The following is a 17,208-nucleotide window of genomic DNA, read 5'->3' on the forward strand; positions in this document are numbered from 1 at the left end:
CGAATCGAACCCTCCTGTCAGCTGTTCCGAGGAAAACCGAGGTCGATCCCGCCGTGCGAGGGATCCACCCACCGGGTCGTCACCGCTTTGGTGCGGGTGAAGAAGTGCACGCCGTCCGGGCCGTAGGCGTGGCTGTCGCCGAACAGCGAGTTCTTCCAGCCACCGAAGGAGTAGTACGAGACGGGCACCGGGATCGGCACGTTGATGCCGACCATGCCGACCTCGACCTCGTCCTCGAACTTGCGCGCCGCGCCGCCGTCGTTGGTGAAGATCGCCGTCCCGTTGCCGTACGGGTTGGAGTTCACCAGCGCGAGCGCCTCGTCGAACGACCCCGCGCGCAGCACCGAGAGCACCGGCCCGAAGATCTCGTCACGGTAGATCGACATGTCGGTGCGGACCTTGTCGAACAGCGTCGGCCCCAGCCAGAACCCGCCGGGCTCGCCGTCGATCGGGTGCTTGCGCCCGTCCACCACCAGCTCGGCGCCCGCGCTCACCCCGGCCTCCACGTAGCCGGCGACCTTGTCCCGGTGCGCGGCGGTGACCAGCGGCCCCATGTCGGCGTTGCGCCGGCCGTCGCCGACCTTCAGCCCGGCGATCCGCTCGGTGATCTTGGCGACCAGCTCGTCCGCGATCGGCTCCACCGCGACCAGCGCGCTGATCGCCATGCACCGCTCGCCGGCCGAGCCGAAGCCGGCGTTGACCGCCGCGTCCGCCGCCAGGTTCAGGTCCGCGTCCGGCAGCACCACCATGTGGTTCTTCGCCCCGCCCAGGGCCTGCACCCGCTTGCCGGCCGCGCTGGCCGTCTCGTAGACGTAGCGCGCGATCGGGGTGGAGCCCACGAACGACACGCTCGCCACGTCGTCGTGGGTGAGCAGCCGGTCCACCGCGACCTTGTCGCCGTGCACCACGTTGAACACCCCGGCGGGCAGCCCCGCCTGCGCCCACAGCTCGGCCAGCAGCAGCGACGCCGAAGGGTCCTTCTCGCTGGGCTTGAGCACTACCGAGTTGCCGCACGCGATGGCCACCGGGACGAACCACAGCGGGACCATCGCGGGGAAGTTGAACGGGGAGATCACCGCGGCGACGCCGAGCGGCTGGTGCACCTCGTGCACGTCCACGTTGGTCGCCGCGCCACGGGTGTGGCCGCCCTTGAGCAGGTGCGGGATGCCGCAGGCGAACTCCACGACCTCCAACCCGCGCTGCACCTCGCCGGCCGCGTCGGAGAGCACCTTGCCGTGCTCGGCGGTGATCGCGGCGGCCACGTCCTGCGCCCGCTCGGCCAGCAGCCGGCGGAACTCGAACAGGACGTTCACCCGCTTGGCCAGCGAGGTGTCCCGCCAGCCGGGGAACGCCGCCCGCGCCGAGGCCACCGCCTGGTCCACCGTCGCCTCGTCGGCGAAGTCCACCGAGGCGGCCACCGCGCCGGTGGCCGGGTCGGACACCTCGCCGGACCGCTCCGCCGTGCCCGTCCAGGACTTGCCATTGATCCAGTGCGTGATGTGCGCCGCCATGCCCTCATGGCACACCACCCGGCGGTCGTCGGCCAGTGACAGAATGTCGGTGTTGACGCTTGTGTCCGACGGTCTGTAAAGGGTTTACGTCATGACGCTGCCGAGCATCGCCGAGGTGCTGCGGATGCCCGAGCTGCGGCGCGGCGAGCCGGTCGTGCTGGCCGGCGAGCGCGAGCTGGGGCGGCGGGTGCGGTGGGTGCACGCGGCGGAGCTGGCGGACATCGCGCCGCTGCTGCGCGGCGGCGAGCTGCTGCTGGTCACCGGGATCGCGCTGCCCTCGGACGGGCTGGCGCGCTATGTGCGCGAGCTGAGCGGGGCCGGGGTGGCCGGGCTGGTGGTGGAGCTGGGCCGGCGCTGGACATCGGACCTGCCCGGGTCGCTGGTCGAGACCTGCGAGCGGGTGGGGCTGCCGCTGGTCGCGCTGCGCCGCGAGATCGGCTTCGTCACGGTGATCCAGGCGGTGGGGGAGAGCATCGTGGACGCCCAGGTGGTCGAGCTGCGGGCCGCCGAGCAGATCCACGACACGTTCACCGCGCTGACCGTCGCGGAGGCCGGTCCGGCCGAGATCCTCACCGAGGTGGTCAAGGGCAGCGGGCTGCCGGTGGTGTTGGAGTCGTTCCATCATCAGGTGCTGGCGCACAACGCGGCGGGGCGGAGCGCGCCCGAGCTGCTGCGGGACTGGGCGGCCCGGTCGCGGCGGGTCACCCCGCCCAGCCGGACGCACTTCGACGCGCGGGAGGGCTGGCTGGTCACGGTGGTGGGCTCGCGCGGTGACGACTGGGGGCGGCTGGTGCTGCTCACTCCGCGCCCGCCGGCGCACCGGCACGTGGTGCTGATCGAGCGGGCCGCGGCGGCGCTGGCTTTGCACCGGTTGCACGGGCGGCACCGGGACACGATGGAGCAGCAGGTCCACCATGCGCTGCTCACCACGCTGCGCGACCAGCCGGTGGACGACGAGCTGCTGCAGCGCTGCGCCGGCGCGGGGGTGCCGCTGGACCGGGGGCCGCTGGTCGGGCTCGCGGCCCGGCCGGTGGTGGCCAGGGACCGGGGCGCCTCCTCGGTTGCGGACCTGATTGTCGAGACCGCCGCGGGGTTGGCCGCCGCGCTGCGCGCCCGGCGGCAGCCCGCGCTGGTCGCGCCGGACGCCGACGACGTGCTCGCTTTGTTGGCGCTGCCGGCCGGCGTCGATGTGGACCGGCTGCTGACCGCGTTGGTGGCCGAGGTGCCGGGCGGGTCGGAGGTGCGGTTCGGGGTGGGGGAGGTGGCCCGGCGGCCCGAGGCGGCCGGTCGGACGCTCGCCGAGGCCCAGCAGGTGGCTGCCTCGCTGCGGGCCAGCGACCCGGTGCGGCCTTATCACCGGCTGGCGGACGTTCACCTGCGCGGGCTGTTGCACCTGCTGGGGGAGGACGACCGGGTCGACCGGTTCGTGCAGCGCGAGGTCGGGGCGCTGTTGGACTACGACGACGAGCACGGCACGGCGTTGTACGACACCCTGCGGGCCGCGCTGACCAGCGTGAACAAGGCGGCGGCGGCCAGCGCGCTGCATCTGTCCCGGCCGGCGCTGTACGAACGGCTGGCACGTATCGAGCGGATCCTGCAGGTGGACCTGGACGACCCGGAGTCGCGGACGTCCCTGCATGTGGCGCTGCTGGCGGCCCGGGGGCGCGGGTAGGGCCGCTTGTGGGGGTCACGCAGGGTAGTGATTCGCGTGTCGTGGCTCGCCTAAGGAGGTGATATATGTGATCATTGCGCGGTTCGTGAGTGACTGCGGTTGCTTGTGGTGTGGATGCGACGTGTGTGTCGTCGCTCGGTGGGAGGACGCCCGTGTCTTACGGGGAGCAACAACGACTGGCCGCGCCGCGGCCGGGTCCGCCGTCGGGTCGGCCGGCACTGTTGGCGTCCGGCCCTCGGGTGCGCGGGCGTGCGCGTGGGTTCGGTGCCGCCGTGTGGGTCAGCGCCCTGTCGCTGGCGCTCGCCCTGTCGCTGGCCTGGCCGGCCCATGGAACCGGCCGTACCTCGAAGCCGGGCACGGGCGCGCAGACCGCCCGCGTGGTCGCTCACATCGCTTACACCGCAGACCTCCTGACAGACCCCCCGGCGCCACTCCCGCCGGGCGCGGCCCCGTCCCCGCCGGGTGCGGCTCCGGCACCGGGCGCGGCGGTTCCGTCCCCGGCGCTCGCCGTCCCCGCCCCACCGGCGGGTGCGCCCGCGCCCGCGCCGGCCGAGGCGCCGCCACCACCGGCGGTTCCGTCCGCGGCCGTTGCGGAGCCGTATCCGCCGGTGGCGCCGTACCCGCCCGGTTCGCCGTACCCGCTGGGGCCGCCCTACCCGCCGGTCGCGGTGTACCCGTATCCGCCGGCCGGCCCGCCGTACCCACAGCTCGTCCCGGCCCAGCCGCCCAGCCAGCGGTTCAGCGTCTGGCTGACCGGCTACTCCTGGCACGACAACAACCCGCCTGGCTCGTCCAAGGTGAGCCACCCGGTGCTGCACGGCATGGCCGGCGGCCAGGGCACCTTCGACGATCCGATCACCGCGGCCGTGGCCGGTTCCGGCGGCGGCATCTGGTCGCCGGGCTCCAAGTTCTACCTGCCCACGCTCGCCCGCTACGTCATCGTCGAGGACACCGGCGCCGGCGCGGTGCCCTCCGGCGACGACGGCCACCTGGACGTGTGGATCGACGGCCGGGACGGCACCCGCGCCGCCACCGACGACTGCATGGCACGCTTCACCGCCCACCGCGTCCAGGCCTACTACAACCCCCCGCCCGGCCTGCCCGTCATCACCGGCCCGATCTTCGCCGACGACACCTGCAACATCCCCGGCCCCGAACGCCCGGTCGCGAAGACCCCGTAGCCGAGCACGGTCACGACGCTACGGGTGGCCGGTTGGCTGCGGGCCTTGGTAGCCGGCGGCGGAGGACTCGTCGAGGCCCACCTCGTAGTTGAGCTGCGAGCTGACCTTGTTGTCGCTGACCTTCGCGCCCGTCGACCTGTTCTGCAGCGCGAACGCGTGGTCCATCTGGTCGCTGGCGATCTCGTTATTCGTGATCGTCAGGTTCTGCGCGTCGTCGATCTGCAGCGCCTCGCCGGCGTGGTTCTGGCAGTAGTTGTTGGTGAAGGTGATGTCGGAGGTGGCGCCGACGCCGCTGCCGTCGCCGGCGAGGCTGTGCGGGCCCTCGACGATCAGGCAGGTGTTGTCGATCTGCTCGCAGCGGTTGGCGTCGATCACGATGTGCTGGCTGGCCGCGTGGTCGGCGTCGGTGGCGAAGGTCTGCATGCAGTCGGCGTGCGCGCCGTTCAGGTTGCGGGTGTCGCGCATGGTGTTGTGCCGGATCGTGATGTTGTTGCCCCAGAACCGCAGGGCGTCGCCGTCGTCGCCGCGCGGGGAGATCGACGTGGAGTTCTCCACGGTGATGTTGTCGCCGGCCAGTGAGATGCCGGGGGCGTCGGGGTTGAGCACGTTGACGCCGGAGATCGTGACGAAGCTGCCCTCCACGGTGACGCCGTGCACCGCCGTCTGGCCGTCGCCGAAGATCTGGATCGGTGCCTGCGCGGTGCCGGACGTCCTGACCGTGAGCCGCGCGCCGCCGAGGTTGCCGAGCAGGCAGACCTTCGCGCCGGGGGCGACCGTCGCGAGCGTGAGCTCGAGGGCGTCGGGGGTCTGGACGGTGGTGGTGCAGGTGGGCGCGGGCAGCGGGCGGACCGCGCCCCTGCCGTCCGGGGCGGTGGCCTGCACCGGGCTGGTCGCGCCGGACGCCGGCGGGCGGACCACCGGCGCCTCCGGCCCGCCGATGCCGCAGCCGGCCAGCAGCAGCGCCCCGAACGCGGCCAGGAGGAACCGCCGGATCGGCCGCCGAACGAGCACGCGCATGGGAACTCCGGGTTCGTTGACCCCCCGAGAGGCAGCGTAGGTCGACGAGCTGTGCGCGAGATGTGAATCTCACCCGGTAGGTTGACCCCCGAACTCGCACTCACGCAGGGCGGCGTCGCTCAACAGCGGCCGGAGGCGGGAGAACAGCGCGAGCAGCTCCGAGCCGAACTTTTCCCGTAGCTCCTCGCTGTTCCGGAGCACATCGATCTCGTTCGCGACGGTGAGTTCGGCGAAATCCCGGCGTTGTTGCGCGCCGGGCCGGAACTCGGCGCCGGTGAACCTGTCGCGGAAAATGCCGTCGGCATCGGTCAGGCCGGGATAGGACGCCTTCCGGTCGCAACTGCCGTAGAAATACACCAGTCGCTCCGCGTCGGCGCCGATCACGGAGGCCAGTTCGTCGCGGCGGGTGACGGGCAGCAGCGCGGCGCCGAACCCGTCGGTCCCGTAGCAGGCGTGACACAGCCCTGCCAGCCGCAACGCGGGGCGGGCGCCCCAGTCGCCGAGTAGGTCGGCCACCCGGCGCAGGTGGGCGAGCAGGGTGCCGCCGGGGTGCTCGATCGTGTCCGCGCCGAGGCGGCGGAGGAGGTCAACGGCGTCTTTTTCCATTGCGGACGATGATTGCTTTCGTCGAATTCCCGGTCAAGCCTAGGGTTTTCTTGGTTATGCCCAAGTGTTCTCTTCGAGCGCGGTGACGACGGTATCGGCGAATGCGGCGGCGAGCGGGCTGAGCGCTTTCCATTGGCGGGTCGCCCAGCCGGCGGTCAGCGCGGGCAGCTCGGGAATGGGGATGAGCCGCACGGTGTCGTGGCCGCCGCGCCGCCAGGCCGGCAGCGCGGGCACTATCGCGTGCCCGAGGCCCAGCTCGGCCAGCAGCAGCGCGGTGTCCCAGTCGGCGACGCTGGTGGAGGAGGCCAGCCGGATGTGGTGGCCGGCCAGGTGCTCGTCCAGGGCGCGCCGCGAGGTGGAGTTCTCCGGGAGCTGGATGTGCCGGATCGTGGCCAGGTCGGCCGGGTGGATCGTCTCGCGGGCGGCCAGCGGGTCGTCGCGGCGGACCGCCAGCACCCACGGCAGCTCCAGGACCGGGCGCTGCTCCACGGCCTCGATCGGCGCGCCGACCGTGATCCAGGCCAGGTCGGCGTGGTGGGAGTGCACGGCGTCGATGCAGTTGCGGCTGGCGTTCTCGGTCTGGAACTCCAGCGCCACGTCCGGGTACTTCGCGCGGAAGCTGGCCACCGCGTCGGCCATGAAGTGCCGCACGCTGGTGGCGCCGGTGATGATCCGCACGGTGCCGCCGCCCCCGCGCCGCAGCTCGTCGAGCTGGCGGGCGGCGTCGGTCAGGCCGGCGATGCCGTCGGCGGCGGCGCGGTAGAGCACCCGCCCGGCGCCGGTCGGGACGACGCCGCGCGGGCGCCGCTCCAGCAGCACCAGGCCCAGCTCGCGCTCCAGCCGCTTGATGTGCTGGCTGACCGCCGACTGGGTGCACGACAGGCCGCGCGCGACCGCGCTGAGGTTCTCCGCCTCGCACACGGCGACGAACACGCGGAGGTCATCAAGCGTCATGTTCCCCAAGCTAGAACGAGGAGAACGGCAAGAAAACCCGAGGATTGACTTAGAACCTTGGCGCGACCGAGCATGGAGCCCGCCGGTACCTGACGGGCGGCAACCCGGCCGCCGCGCACGCCGGATCACCGGCACGGCGGCGCCGCGGCCGGGTGTCGACCCTCAGTCTTCTGCGGGACGCATCGGCGCCGCGATCACCTCGGACGCGACCAGCCGCGCCTCGTCGGTGCTCGGGCCGGGCTGTGGCACGAACGCGGTGCCCCGGTAGTAGCGCAGCTCGCGCAGCGACTCCTCGATGTCGGCCAGCGCGCGGTGGGCCAGGCCCTTCTCCGGCTTGGCGTAGTAGATCCGGGGGTACCAGCGGCGGCACAGCTCCTTGATCGAGCTGACGTCCACCATCCGGTAGTGCAGGTGGCCGTCCAGCTCGGGCATGTCCCTGGCCAGGAACGCCCGGTCGGTGGCGATGGAGTTGCCGGCCAGGGGCGCGGACTTCGGCTCGGGCACGAACTTGCGCACGTAGTCGAGCACCGCGCGCTCGGCCTCGGCCACGGTCACGGTGGACGCCTTCACCGCCTCGGTCAGCCCCGACCGCTCGTGCATCTCCCGCACCACCGGCTCCATGGCCGCCAGCTTCGGCTCGTCGGTGTGGATCACCACGTCGACCCCGTCGCCGAGCACCCGCAGCTCGCTGTCGGTCACCAGCGCCGCGATCTCGATCAGTACGTCGGAGCCGATGTCCAGGCCGGTCATCTCGCAGTCGATCCACACCAGACGGTCATTCACCCCGCCACCTTAGTTGGCTAGGCTCCCCGGGCAGCGGGGGTATAGCACCCGGACACGCGTACCGGCGGAGGTCGAACGATCGTGGCGGAGAAGGCAACAGAAGAGATCGCGGCCGGGTACGCGACCACCGGCGCGGCCATCGAGCTGGGCACCGTCTACCTGGACGGCAAGACCGACCCGTCGGCCAGGGTCCGCATCCCGCTGGCCATGCTGAACCGCCACGGCCTGGTCGCCGGCGCCACCGGGACCGGCAAGACCAAGACCCTGCAGAACCTGGCCGAGCAGCTCTCCTCGGCCGGCGTGCCGGTGGTGATGGCCGACATCAAGGGCGACCTCTCCGGCCTGTCCCGCCCCGGCACGAGCAACGACCGGATCACCGCGCGCGCCGCGGAGGTCGGCGACGACTGGGCGCCCACCGCGTTCCCGGTGGAGTTCCTGTCGCTGGGGGAGAAGGGCTCGGCCGTCCCGATCCGGGCCACCCTGACCCAGTTCGGCCCGATCCTGCTGAGCAAGGTGCTCGGGCTCAACGAGACCCAGGAGTCGACCCTCGGGCTGATCTTCCACTGGGCCGACCAGCGCCAGCTGCCGCTGCTGGACACCAAGGACCTGCGCTCGGTCATCCAGCACCTGACCAGCGACGAGGGCAAGGCCGACCTGAAGGGCATCGGCGGGGTGTCGTCGGCGACCGCCGGGGTGATCCTGCGCGCGCTGGTGAACCTGGAGGCGCAGGGCGGGGAGAAGTTCTTCGGCGAGCCCGAGCTGGACCCGAACGACCTGATGAAGGTCGTCGACGGGAAGGGCGTCATCTCACTGCTGGAGCTGTCCGAGGAGCAGACCAACCCGAAGCTGTTCTCCACGTTCCTGATGTGGCTGCTCGCCGAGCTGTTCGAGCACCTGCCCGAGGCCGGCGACCTGGACAAACCCAAGCTGGTGTTCTTCTTCGACGAGGCGCACCTGCTGTTCTCCGACGCGTCCAAGGCGTTCCTGGACCGCATCGAGCAGACCGTCAAGCTGATCAGGTCCAAGGGCGTCGGCGTGTTCTTCTGCACCCAGCTGCCCACCGACATCCCCAACGACGTGCTCTCCCAGCTCGGCGCGCGGGTGCAGCACGCGCTGCGGGCGTTCACCCCGGACGACCAGAAGGCGCTGGCCCGCACCGTCAAGACCTACCCGACCACGCCGCACTACAAGCTGGACGAGGCGCTGACCTCGCTGGGCATCGGCGAGGCGATCGTCACCGTGCTCTCCGAGCGGGGCGCGCCGACGCCGGTGGCCTGGGCGCGGCTGCGCGCGCCGCGCTCGCTGATGGCCGCGATCGGGGCGGACGAGATCCGGGCGGCGGCGCAGGGGTCGCCGCTGTACGGCAAGTACGGCGAGACGGTGGACCGCGAGTCCGCGTACGAGAAGCTCACCGCCAAGATCGCCGAGGCGCCACCGCCCGAGGCGCCGGTGGAGCGCCCGCCTGAGGTGCCCAGGCCGGAGAAGGAGGAGGCCGGCATGGTCGAGCAGATCTTCTCCAACCCGGCGGTGAAGTCGTTCCTGCGCTCCGCGGCCAGCGCCGCCGGGCGGGAGATCACCCGGGGGCTGTTCGGCACCCGGCGGCGCTGAGCGGATCTACCAGCGGCCGCGCTGGTTGGGGATGCGCGCGGCGAGGAGGGTGGCGGCCGTCATCACGGCGGCCAGCGCGAAGAACGCGACGGTGTTGGCCGCCGCCGGGTCCGCCGCCGCCGAGCCTGGGATGGTCCGTCCGACCCACTCAGGGCATCGCCCTCGCCGACTGTGACTCCGACTCTGGCAGACGCCACCCGTCCAATAGCAGGGCCTCTACAACGGCCTCGGCGCTACCGTCCACCCAATCACCCTCACGCCCGTGCATGAGGCTATTGACATACTTGTCCAGCGCGGCATGAAAAAGTTCTGTTGCCTCGTCGAGCACGTCACCGCTAATCATATCCATTGGCCTGTTTCCTCTCTGACCGGCGGAGTAGTGTCGTCTCAGTTCTCGGTGAAGGGGATTTCCCGGCGCTGGTCTGGGCGCTCCATTCGGGTGGCAGGGTTCGCAGAGTTCTTCGGTCCCGGACAGGTAGATGTCTGGAAGAATCTGCCGGCCACACACAGCGCGTACCGTGCCCCAACCGCCAGCCTCGAACATCTCACGCATTCGGTGGCCTTCCACCGAGTGGATCAGCCGATCACGGGAGCACGGAAGCGCACTCTGACCAAGCTTTTCTGGCGCGCACGGCGGCAGTGGCAGCACGCCTTGCGCAGCCGATCGTCGCAACCAGCGTCGAGCAAGATCGCGCCAGAGCACCGCGCCGAGGCGCGCCATCCGCGGGCGGCTACACATGGCGATGCCTCCGTGTCACCGTGACCGCGCGCCAGCCAGACCACCGCGCGAGCCAGTAGCGCAGGTCATCGTCCAAGGTCAGCTTCCCGTAATCGGTCAGGCGTGATTGTTTTCGTTTGAGTGGCCGAGCGGCACGGTGTTTGGTCACGCGGGTGCGGCTGGAATGAGAGTGCAAGGGCTGTCGAGCTGCGTCGCTCATGGTCAACATCTTCGGCCTGAGCGCCGCCGTGACCTGCCGGTTCGGAGTACACACTTCGCGCACTTGGGTCTGTCGTGGGCGCACCAGGGCTACGGTCGAGCCAGCGATGCCGTACCCATCAGCGTTAGGGAGCGTCGGTGACACACGACGAGAACGGCCGGTGCAACGTCGCGCTAGAGCGACTGCTAGCCCGAGCGGGCTGGACCCCTGAGAACCTGGGCGATCGGCTCAACGAGCTTGGCGCGGCTCTGAGATTACGTGCACACGTGCACCGTCGTACGCCGCGCCGCTGGGTGTACGCCGAGGGCACCCGGGCCACGCCACGCGTCCCTCGTGAGCCCTGGCCGGCGCTGGTGTGCCATCTGCTGCATCAGCGGCTTGGTCAGCAGGTCAAGCCGGACACATTCGGTTGGGCTTCGCCAGGCTCGCTGAGCTACGTCCCCGCTGACGATGGCTTCGCTGACGTGTGGAACACCGCTGGAGCGGTGGCCGCGCTGGCTCAGGTAGTGGATGCTGACCTCATGGAACGGCGTCACTTCCTTGCGCTCACAGGGCTGTCGTTGACGGCGGTCGCTCATCAGTGGCTGTTCGATCCGGCACGAGTCGCGGCGTCCTTGCTCGGCAAGCGAGTTGATCACGCTGTGGTGGATGACCTGGAGGGCGTTGTCGCGGCCAGGCGTCGGATGGACGATGCCCTCGGTGGCGGCACCTTGTTGCCCGCGGTTCGGGAAGACCTCCGGTTGGTCGTGTCGATGCTGCGGAACTCCGCATACCACGACGATGTCGGGCGCCGGTTGTATGCGGTAGCAGCCGAGCTAGGGCGGTTGGCTGGCTGGCTCGCTTCTGATTCGAAACAGCCCGCCTTGGCGCAGCGGTTCTTCATGGCCGCCGTTCGATCTGCCCATTTGAGTGGTGACCGCGCGATAGGTGCGAACATTCTCGGGTTCATGAGCATTGAGGCCGCGTTCTCGGAATCTCCGAGGGACTCGATCACGCTCGCCGAAACGGCGCTCAAAGCTGAGCCTGAGCTGACCCCCGTCGTCGCGGCCTCGTTGCACGCGCGGATGGCGCTCGGCGCCGCGTACGCGGGTGAACCCGACATCGCGCGGCACGCCCAGGAGCGCGCGTTCGAGCGATTGTCAGAGGCCATACCTGAACACGAGCCGGAGTGGATTTATTGGTTCACCGAAGCAGACGCACACGGCATCGCAGGTCAGTCATTACTGACTCTAGACAAGCCGGCAGAGGCCGAACCGCACCTACGGCGCACAATCGCTTTGCTGGACCCGAAATTCACTCGCGATCGCGCCGGATGGCTATGTCATCTGGCAACGGCGCGGCTTAAGGCCGGAGCCGTGGAGCAGGCATGCGGTACCGCCTCGGAAGCCGGAACTCTGATACGCCGTTTGGACTCCCCAAGCGCGGCCGGAAGGCTGGCCGAGTTCCGCGCGGCCGCTGCACCTTATTCTCGGATCTCGAATGTGCAGGAGTTTGACGCTAAGTTCGGTGATCTTATCGGACCTTCCCGGGCCTAGGTGCGGGGAGCTATCCGATACGACAGTCGAAGTTGGAACACAATAGCATTCATCATTTTCATCGTCGACGGCGATTGTCTAATCCGCTAGCCGTCGATGCTGATTGATGCGTGCTGGAATAGTGGGGTGGTTTCGCAATGTCAGTCACGGAGGAGATGCGGCCAGTAGTCGATCCGGCCGAGATGGTTGATTCCGGACTATTTGACCGGCTCGCGGGAAGGATCGCCGAAGACGAAAGTGTGGACAGAGTCTACGCAGAAAGGGTCATGCGCCAAGCCTTGATCTTTCTCAAGGCGTGCGCTCGCAGCCGGGACGCTCAACTCTCGCCAACGAAGAAGGTAGATGTCGGCTGGCACACGTTTATACTACACACTGCCGAGTATGCGGAATTTTGCAACAAGGTAGCGGGTGAGTTCATCCACCATAATCCGATCTGCAACGAGGACATCCGATCGGGCACAGCGTTAGCCAGGACGGTCGAGGCCCTTAAGGCGACTGGGTACCCGATCGACATGCAACTCTGGACGGTGGACGACACGGCCGACTGCGACAACGAGTCGAAGTGCCACCAGTGCCACGCTACGTGCCACGGTTCACCGTAGTATGCCGGCATGACCGCTGTCCGCTGGCAGGACCTTCCAGATGACATTCGGAACTTCATCTCTCGCCGAGTGGACGGGCTGATCTCCGCGGAACCGGTAAACGCCGGATCGGCGGAGATCACGCTTATTCTGACCACCGAATCTACTGGTCGCTTCTTCTTGAAGGGTGCGAGAGGTGAGAAGGCCGGGATTGAAGTCAAGGTTCAGTCGTATTTGCCCGGTATCGCCCCTCAACTCCGATGGCATGCGAACGTCGGTGAATATCTACTCATGGCGTTCGAGTACATCGAAGGTCGGTCCGCCATACTCTCACCCGGATCTGACGATCTCCCGGCCATAGCGTCCGCAATCTCAGACCTGTCCCAGACTGCTTGTCTCGAGCTGCCTGTGCTGCCTGCGGAGAAAAGATGGGCACACCTCGCGGACGACCCCGCAGCGCTCGCGGCCATCAGCGGAGATAGTCTCGTTCATACCGACCTCACCGCGGACAACTTCATCGTAGGCGAACAGCTACGAATCGTCGATTGGGCATGGCCAACCAAAGGGGCCGCCTGGCTGGACGCGGCATCCATGATTGTGCGGCTGATGCAAGCGGGACACTCGCCACGACAAGCCGAAGAATGGGCGCGAACCATACCGACATTCCGTAAGGCCAGCGACAAGGAATTGGCCATTTATGCGAAGATTAGGGCGTCTCTAGCGCGAGGAAGCGGCGTGGCCTTGGCAACCACATGGGAAAACTACTTGGCCTGGCTTGGCACATGAAGTTTCCCGTTTTACAGCCAACACTCGCCACACCACCCCTTACCAGCGGCCGCGCTGGTTGGGGATGCGCGCGGCGAGGACGGTGGCGGCCGTCATCACGGCGGCCAGCGCGAAGAACGCGACGGTGTTGGCCGCCGCCGGGTCCGCCGCCGCCGAGCTGACGGCGGTCACCACCGAGATGGCGACGATCGACCCGGTCTGGCGGAACATCACCCGCAGGCCGGACACCGCCGACGCCTTCTCCGGCACGAGGTGCATCCCGGCGTTGTTCGACGCGGGCGCGGCGAGGCCCATCCCGAGCCCCAGCACGGCCGCGCCCACGGACAGCCAGAACGCCGGGCCGCCCAGCAACGGCGGCAGCGCGGTGAGCGCCAGCGCGACGGTGATCGCGGCCAGCCCCGCGATCAGCAGCGGCCGGTGCCCCAGGCGGCGCAGCAGGACGATGGCGACCCCGGACGAGCCGATCATGAACACCGCGCGCACGGTCAGCAGGCCGCCGGCGACCAGCGGCGCCGTCCCGTAGCGGATCTGCGCGTAGTGCGGGACCAGCGCGGCGAAGCCCAGCACCGCGGCCCCGAACAGCACGTTCATCACGTTCATCAGGCCGAGGTGGCCGCCGGTCAGCAGCCGAGGCGGGATGATCGGATTCGGGTGCCGGTGCAGGTGGCGCAGCAGGTACCGGCCCGCGACCACCGACACGACCGAGGCCGCCGCCACCGAGGCCGGTCCGAGCCAGCCGTCGCCGAGCGCCCCGATGCGGGTGATCGCGACCATGCCGGACAGCAACAGGACGGTGAGCCAGCCGACCCCGACCAGGTCCACCCCGGCCACCTCGGCGCGCGGAGGCTCGCGGATCAGCGCCCGGCCCACGCAGACCAGCAGGACCCCGACCGGGACGTTGACGAAGAAGATCTCCCGCCAGGACGCCACCGTGAGGATGATCCCGCCGGCCAGCGGCCCCAGGATCGCGCCGACCGGGAACACGGTGCTGAACAGCGCGATCGCCCGGTCCCGGTCGCGGCCGAACTCGGCGGCGATGATCCCGGTCGCGGTGGGCAGCAGGACGCCGCCGGAGAGCCCCTGCAGCAGCCGCCAGACGATCAGCTGGACCATCCCGGAGGAGAGCCCGCACAGCACGGACATCACCGTGAACGCGGCGATGGCCAGCAGGAACACTCGTCGGGTGCCGAACCTGTCGCCCATCGGCCCGGCCAGCGGCAGCACCAGGATCTGGCCGAGCGCGTAGGCCGTGATCGTCCAGCCGGTCCAGGCCAGGCTCGACCCCAGGTCCTGCTGCATCGCCGACAGCGCGGTGGCCACCGAGGTCTGGTCGATGGAGATCATCAGCAGCGCGAGCGCCACGGTGACGAACACCAGCCATCGCATGCTCCGCCTGGGCCGTGGGGCCGGCTCGGGTTTCCTGGGTACGTCGATCTTGTGGCGCGCGCTCGACGTCTCGGTCACCCCGACCCTCCGTTGATTGCCTATCGGCAAGCAATTAAAGCACGGGCGGTGGCATCGCGGGCGGGTTCGTCCTGGTTTCATGGAGCGGTGCAACAGGGAACGAGCACGGCGGACGCTTCGGCCGCCCCGGCCTTCGACGCCGACGCGGCCGCGCGGCTGCGCCGGGTGATCCTGCAGCTGGCCCGGTCGATGAACCAGTCTGCCTCGACCGAGGAGCTGACGCCCACCCAGGCGTCGGTGCTCGGCGCCATCGCGGTGCGGGGGCCGATCCGGATCTCCTCGGTCGCCGAGCTCGAAGGCATCAACCCGACGATGCTGTCGCGGGTGCTGGGCGCGCTGGAGCAGAAGGAGCTGATCACCCGCTCGGCGGCGAGCGCCGACCAGCGCGGCGTGGTCGCGACGGCCACGGCGGAGGGGCAGCGCAAGAGCGCCCGGATCCGCGAGCGGCGCACCGAGATCCTGGTCGGGATCGTCGCGCGGCTGCCCGAGCAGACCGCCGATGCGCTGGTGGAGGCGTTACCCGCGCTGGAGCGGCTGACCGACGCGTTCGCCCGTCGGCCCTGACGGGTTGACGAGCAGGGCGGGGTTGATCTGCTCGACCAGTTCGACGGCGCGCGCCGGTGAGATGTCGACCACCGAGTAGTGGCCGGCGCCGGCGGCGGTCACCGCGTCGAGGGTGACGACGCCGGCCCAGCGCTGGAACGGGCTCTGCCGCAGCCGCCAGCCGATGATGCCCCGGCGGGACACGGCCACCCGCCTGCGGACCAGCGAGCCCGAGCCGATCACCAGGTACTCCCGGCGCAGCGCGTGGCCGAGGTTGCGGTAGCGGTCGGCGCCGAGCAGCGCGGCCACCGGGACGGCCAGGAGCGCGGACGGCCACACCGGCAGCTCGTCGCGCAGCAGCCAGGCGGCCAGTGCTAACGCGAGCGCCGGCAGTGTGGCCCTGGTCAGGCGCCTGCGCAGGGCGGCCGGCGGGTGGCGCACCAGTGGGGCGGCGGTGGCGTTGGCCGGGTCGTCCAGCAGCAGCGCGGCGGCGGCCACCCGGTGTGCGTGTGACCTCGGCGCCGGGGGGAGGAGCGCGCCTCCGCCGCTCGTGCCGGTGTCCAGGCCGGTGGTGAGTGCGGTGCAGCGGGCGCCGGCGGCCAGCCGCAGCGCCAGCGGCTCGGAGACCTCGGCGCCGCGCATCCGCCGCTGCTCGATGGACAGCGAGCGGGTGGTCAGCAGCCCGCGCCGCAGCCGCAGCGTGCCGTCCGCCTCCCTGGTCAGCCGGTAGCGCCACCAGCCCTCCAGGTACACCGCGAGCGAGCCGAGCGCCGCGACCACCAGCACCGCCGCCGTGAGCAGCGTGATCGCCAGCCACAGCGGCGCCCTGGTGAGCGGGCCGCCGGCGGCCAGGGCCAGGTCCACGGGGTTGAGGCCGGCGTCGCCCGCGATCTTGAACGCGGTGCCGACCACCGCGCCGACGGCCACCAGCCCGGAGGTGGTGAGCGGCGCGAACCGCAGCCAGGCCAGGTCGAGCTGGGCCACCGTGGCGCCTTCGTCTGTGCTCGGTGTCGGGGTGCTCGCGGCCGGGTGGGGTCCGCTCGTGCGGTCCAGCAGTTCGCGCCGCAGCCGTTCGCCCTCGGCCGAGCTGACCGCGTCCAGGCTCAGCCGTCCCTCCTTGGCGGCCGTGGATCCGGTGCCGATCTCGACCACGCTGAGCCCGAACAGCCGGTGCACCGGGCTGGCCCGCAGGTCGACGGTGCGCACCCGGTCCCTGCGCAGCGAGCGCTGCTGGCGGGCGAGCAGGCCGCTGCGCAGCTCGACCCGCTCGGCGCCGACCCGGTAGCGGACCGTGTACCAGCGCACCGCGCCGACGACGACCAGCACCGCGGGCGTGCCCAGCGCGCCCAGCAGCCGCCACCCGCCGTCGCCCTGCCCGGTGATCACGAGCACGGCCAGCACCGGGATGAGTCCGCCGGCCACCTTCAACGGGAACACCGCGAGCATCCGGGGGTCCAGCCGCCGCCACTCGGGCCGGTCCGCCGCCGTCACGTGGCGTCCCCGTGGTCGCGGTGGGTGATCTCGGTGAGCCGGCGCGCCAGCTCGGCCGCCGCGTGTTCGTCCAGCCCTTCGATCCGCACCGCGCCCGCCGAGGACGCCGTCGTCACCGTGACGCTGGCCAGCCCGAACAGCCGCTGCAACGGCGAGCGGGCGGTGTCGATGGTCTGGATCCTGGAGATCGGCGCCACCCGCCACCGCAGCCACAGCCACCCGTCGAGCGTGTACACCGCCCGTTCGTCGGCCTCCCAGCGGTGCACCCGGTACCGCCAGCGCGGCATGACCACCACGTAGCCCGTCCCCACCACCACCGTCGCGACCAGCAGCCCGACCAGCCACCCCGACCCGACCAGCGCGAGCGCCACCGCCTCGACCGCGACCGCCGCGCCGACCGTCCCCAGCGCCCCCACCGTCCACCAGCGCGGCGCGCGCGGGTCGACCCGGTGCTCGGGCGGGCGCAGCGGCGGCGCCGACCGTGTCACATCCACCCCTCTACTCTGCCCAATCCCACGCCGACCAGCCCGTACGACCC

Annotated in this window: 14 protein-coding genes; 6 read left to right on the plus strand and 8 right to left on the minus strand. The window is 70.5% G+C overall.

What is annotated here, in order from left to right; translation table 11 throughout:
• Window positions 1-17: 17 nt before the first annotated feature.
• The gene (locus N912_RS0126175; protein WP_028924721.1) at window positions 18-1,511 is read right to left on the minus strand and encodes a CoA-acylating methylmalonate-semialdehyde dehydrogenase; all 1,494 of its coding nucleotides are present in this window, start codon (window positions 1,509-1,511) and stop codon (window positions 18-20) included.
• A gap of 91 nt (window positions 1,512-1,602) precedes the next feature.
• Here N912_RS0126175 and N912_RS0126180 point away from each other — a divergent pair, with 91 nt between their 5' ends.
• The gene (locus tag N912_RS0126180; protein ID WP_028924722.1) at window positions 1,603-3,183 is read left to right on the plus strand and encodes a PucR family transcriptional regulator; all 1,581 of its coding nucleotides are present in this window, start codon (window positions 1,603-1,605) and stop codon (window positions 3,181-3,183) included.
• Window positions 3,184-3,455: 272 nt separating this feature from the next.
• Complete coding sequence (locus tag N912_RS63755) at window positions 3,456-4,364, plus strand: hypothetical protein (protein ID WP_156994025.1); 909 nt, start codon at window positions 3,456-3,458, stop codon at window positions 4,362-4,364.
• Window positions 4,365-4,382: 18 nt separating this feature from the next.
• Here N912_RS63755 and N912_RS54720 read toward each other — a convergent pair whose 3' ends face one another.
• From N912_RS54720 to orn, 4 genes are all read right to left on the minus strand, one after another.
• Window positions 4,383-5,381, minus strand: a complete 999-nt coding sequence (locus tag N912_RS54720; RefSeq protein ID WP_051580818.1) for a right-handed parallel beta-helix repeat-containing protein — start codon at window positions 5,379-5,381, stop codon at window positions 4,383-4,385.
• A 69-nt stretch (window positions 5,382-5,450) separates the two neighbouring features.
• Complete coding sequence (locus tag N912_RS0126195; protein WP_028924723.1) at window positions 5,451-5,987, minus strand: DUF6817 domain-containing protein; 537 nt, start codon at window positions 5,985-5,987, stop codon at window positions 5,451-5,453.
• 54 nt (window positions 5,988-6,041) lie between these two features.
• Window positions 6,042-6,941 (minus strand): LysR family transcriptional regulator, encoded by a 900-nt coding sequence (locus tag N912_RS0126200; RefSeq protein ID WP_028924724.1) that lies wholly within the window; start codon window positions 6,939-6,941, stop codon window positions 6,042-6,044.
• A 162-nt stretch (window positions 6,942-7,103) separates the two neighbouring features.
• A complete protein-coding gene (gene orn / locus N912_RS0126205) occupies window positions 7,104-7,724 on the minus strand; it encodes an oligoribonuclease (protein WP_028924725.1) in 621 nt (206 codons plus the stop codon).
• 78 nt (window positions 7,725-7,802) lie between these two features.
• Between orn and N912_RS0126210 the strand changes: the two genes are divergently transcribed.
• The 3 genes from N912_RS0126210 (at window position 7,803) to N912_RS63760 (ending at window position 13,172) form a co-directional block, all read left to right on the plus strand.
• On the plus strand, window positions 7,803-9,332 hold the full coding sequence (locus N912_RS0126210; protein ID WP_425415323.1) for a helicase HerA-like domain-containing protein: 1,530 nt from the start codon (window positions 7,803-7,805) through the stop codon (window positions 9,330-9,332).
• A 1,075-nt stretch (window positions 9,333-10,407) separates the two neighbouring features.
• A complete protein-coding gene (locus N912_RS54725) occupies window positions 10,408-11,805 on the plus strand; it encodes an NsdA family TPR-like regulatory protein (RefSeq protein WP_156994027.1) in 1,398 nt (465 codons plus the stop codon).
• 611 nt (window positions 11,806-12,416) lie between these two features.
• Window positions 12,417-13,172 carry a phosphotransferase gene (locus N912_RS63760; RefSeq protein ID WP_156994029.1) on the plus strand — a complete coding sequence of 252 codons (756 nt, stop codon included), beginning with the start codon at window positions 12,417-12,419 and terminating at the stop codon, window positions 13,170-13,172.
• 39 nt (window positions 13,173-13,211) lie between these two features.
• On the opposite strand, the gene N912_RS54730 is transcribed toward N912_RS63760, so the two are convergent.
• Complete coding sequence (locus N912_RS54730) at window positions 13,212-14,636, minus strand: MFS transporter (RefSeq protein ID WP_169747955.1); 1,425 nt, start codon at window positions 14,634-14,636, stop codon at window positions 13,212-13,214.
• Between the two features lie 87 nt (window positions 14,637-14,723).
• Between N912_RS54730 and N912_RS54735 the strand changes: the two genes are divergently transcribed.
• Window positions 14,724-15,200: a MarR family winged helix-turn-helix transcriptional regulator gene (locus N912_RS54735; protein ID WP_051580821.1), complete on the plus strand. Its 477-nt coding sequence runs from the start codon at window positions 14,724-14,726 to the stop codon at window positions 15,198-15,200.
• On the opposite strand, the gene N912_RS0126240 is transcribed toward N912_RS54735, so the two are convergent.
• Window positions 15,153-16,670 carry a PH domain-containing protein gene (locus tag N912_RS0126240; protein ID WP_028924729.1) on the minus strand — a complete coding sequence of 506 codons (1,518 nt, stop codon included), beginning with the start codon at window positions 16,668-16,670 and terminating at the stop codon, window positions 15,153-15,155. The genes N912_RS54735 and N912_RS0126240 overlap by 48 nt on opposite strands.
• The gene (locus tag N912_RS0126245) at window positions 16,667-17,164 is read right to left on the minus strand and encodes a PH domain-containing protein (protein ID WP_211261403.1); all 498 of its coding nucleotides are present in this window, start codon (window positions 17,162-17,164) and stop codon (window positions 16,667-16,669) included. The genes N912_RS0126240 and N912_RS0126245 overlap by 4 nt, the downstream gene beginning before the upstream one ends.
• Between the last annotated feature and the right edge of the window lie 44 nt (window positions 17,165-17,208).

Source organism: Actinospineispora acaciae DSM 45401 (assembly GCF_000620785.1).
Taxonomy (GTDB): domain Bacteria; phylum Actinomycetota; class Actinomycetes; order Mycobacteriales; family Pseudonocardiaceae; genus Pseudonocardia; species Pseudonocardia acaciae.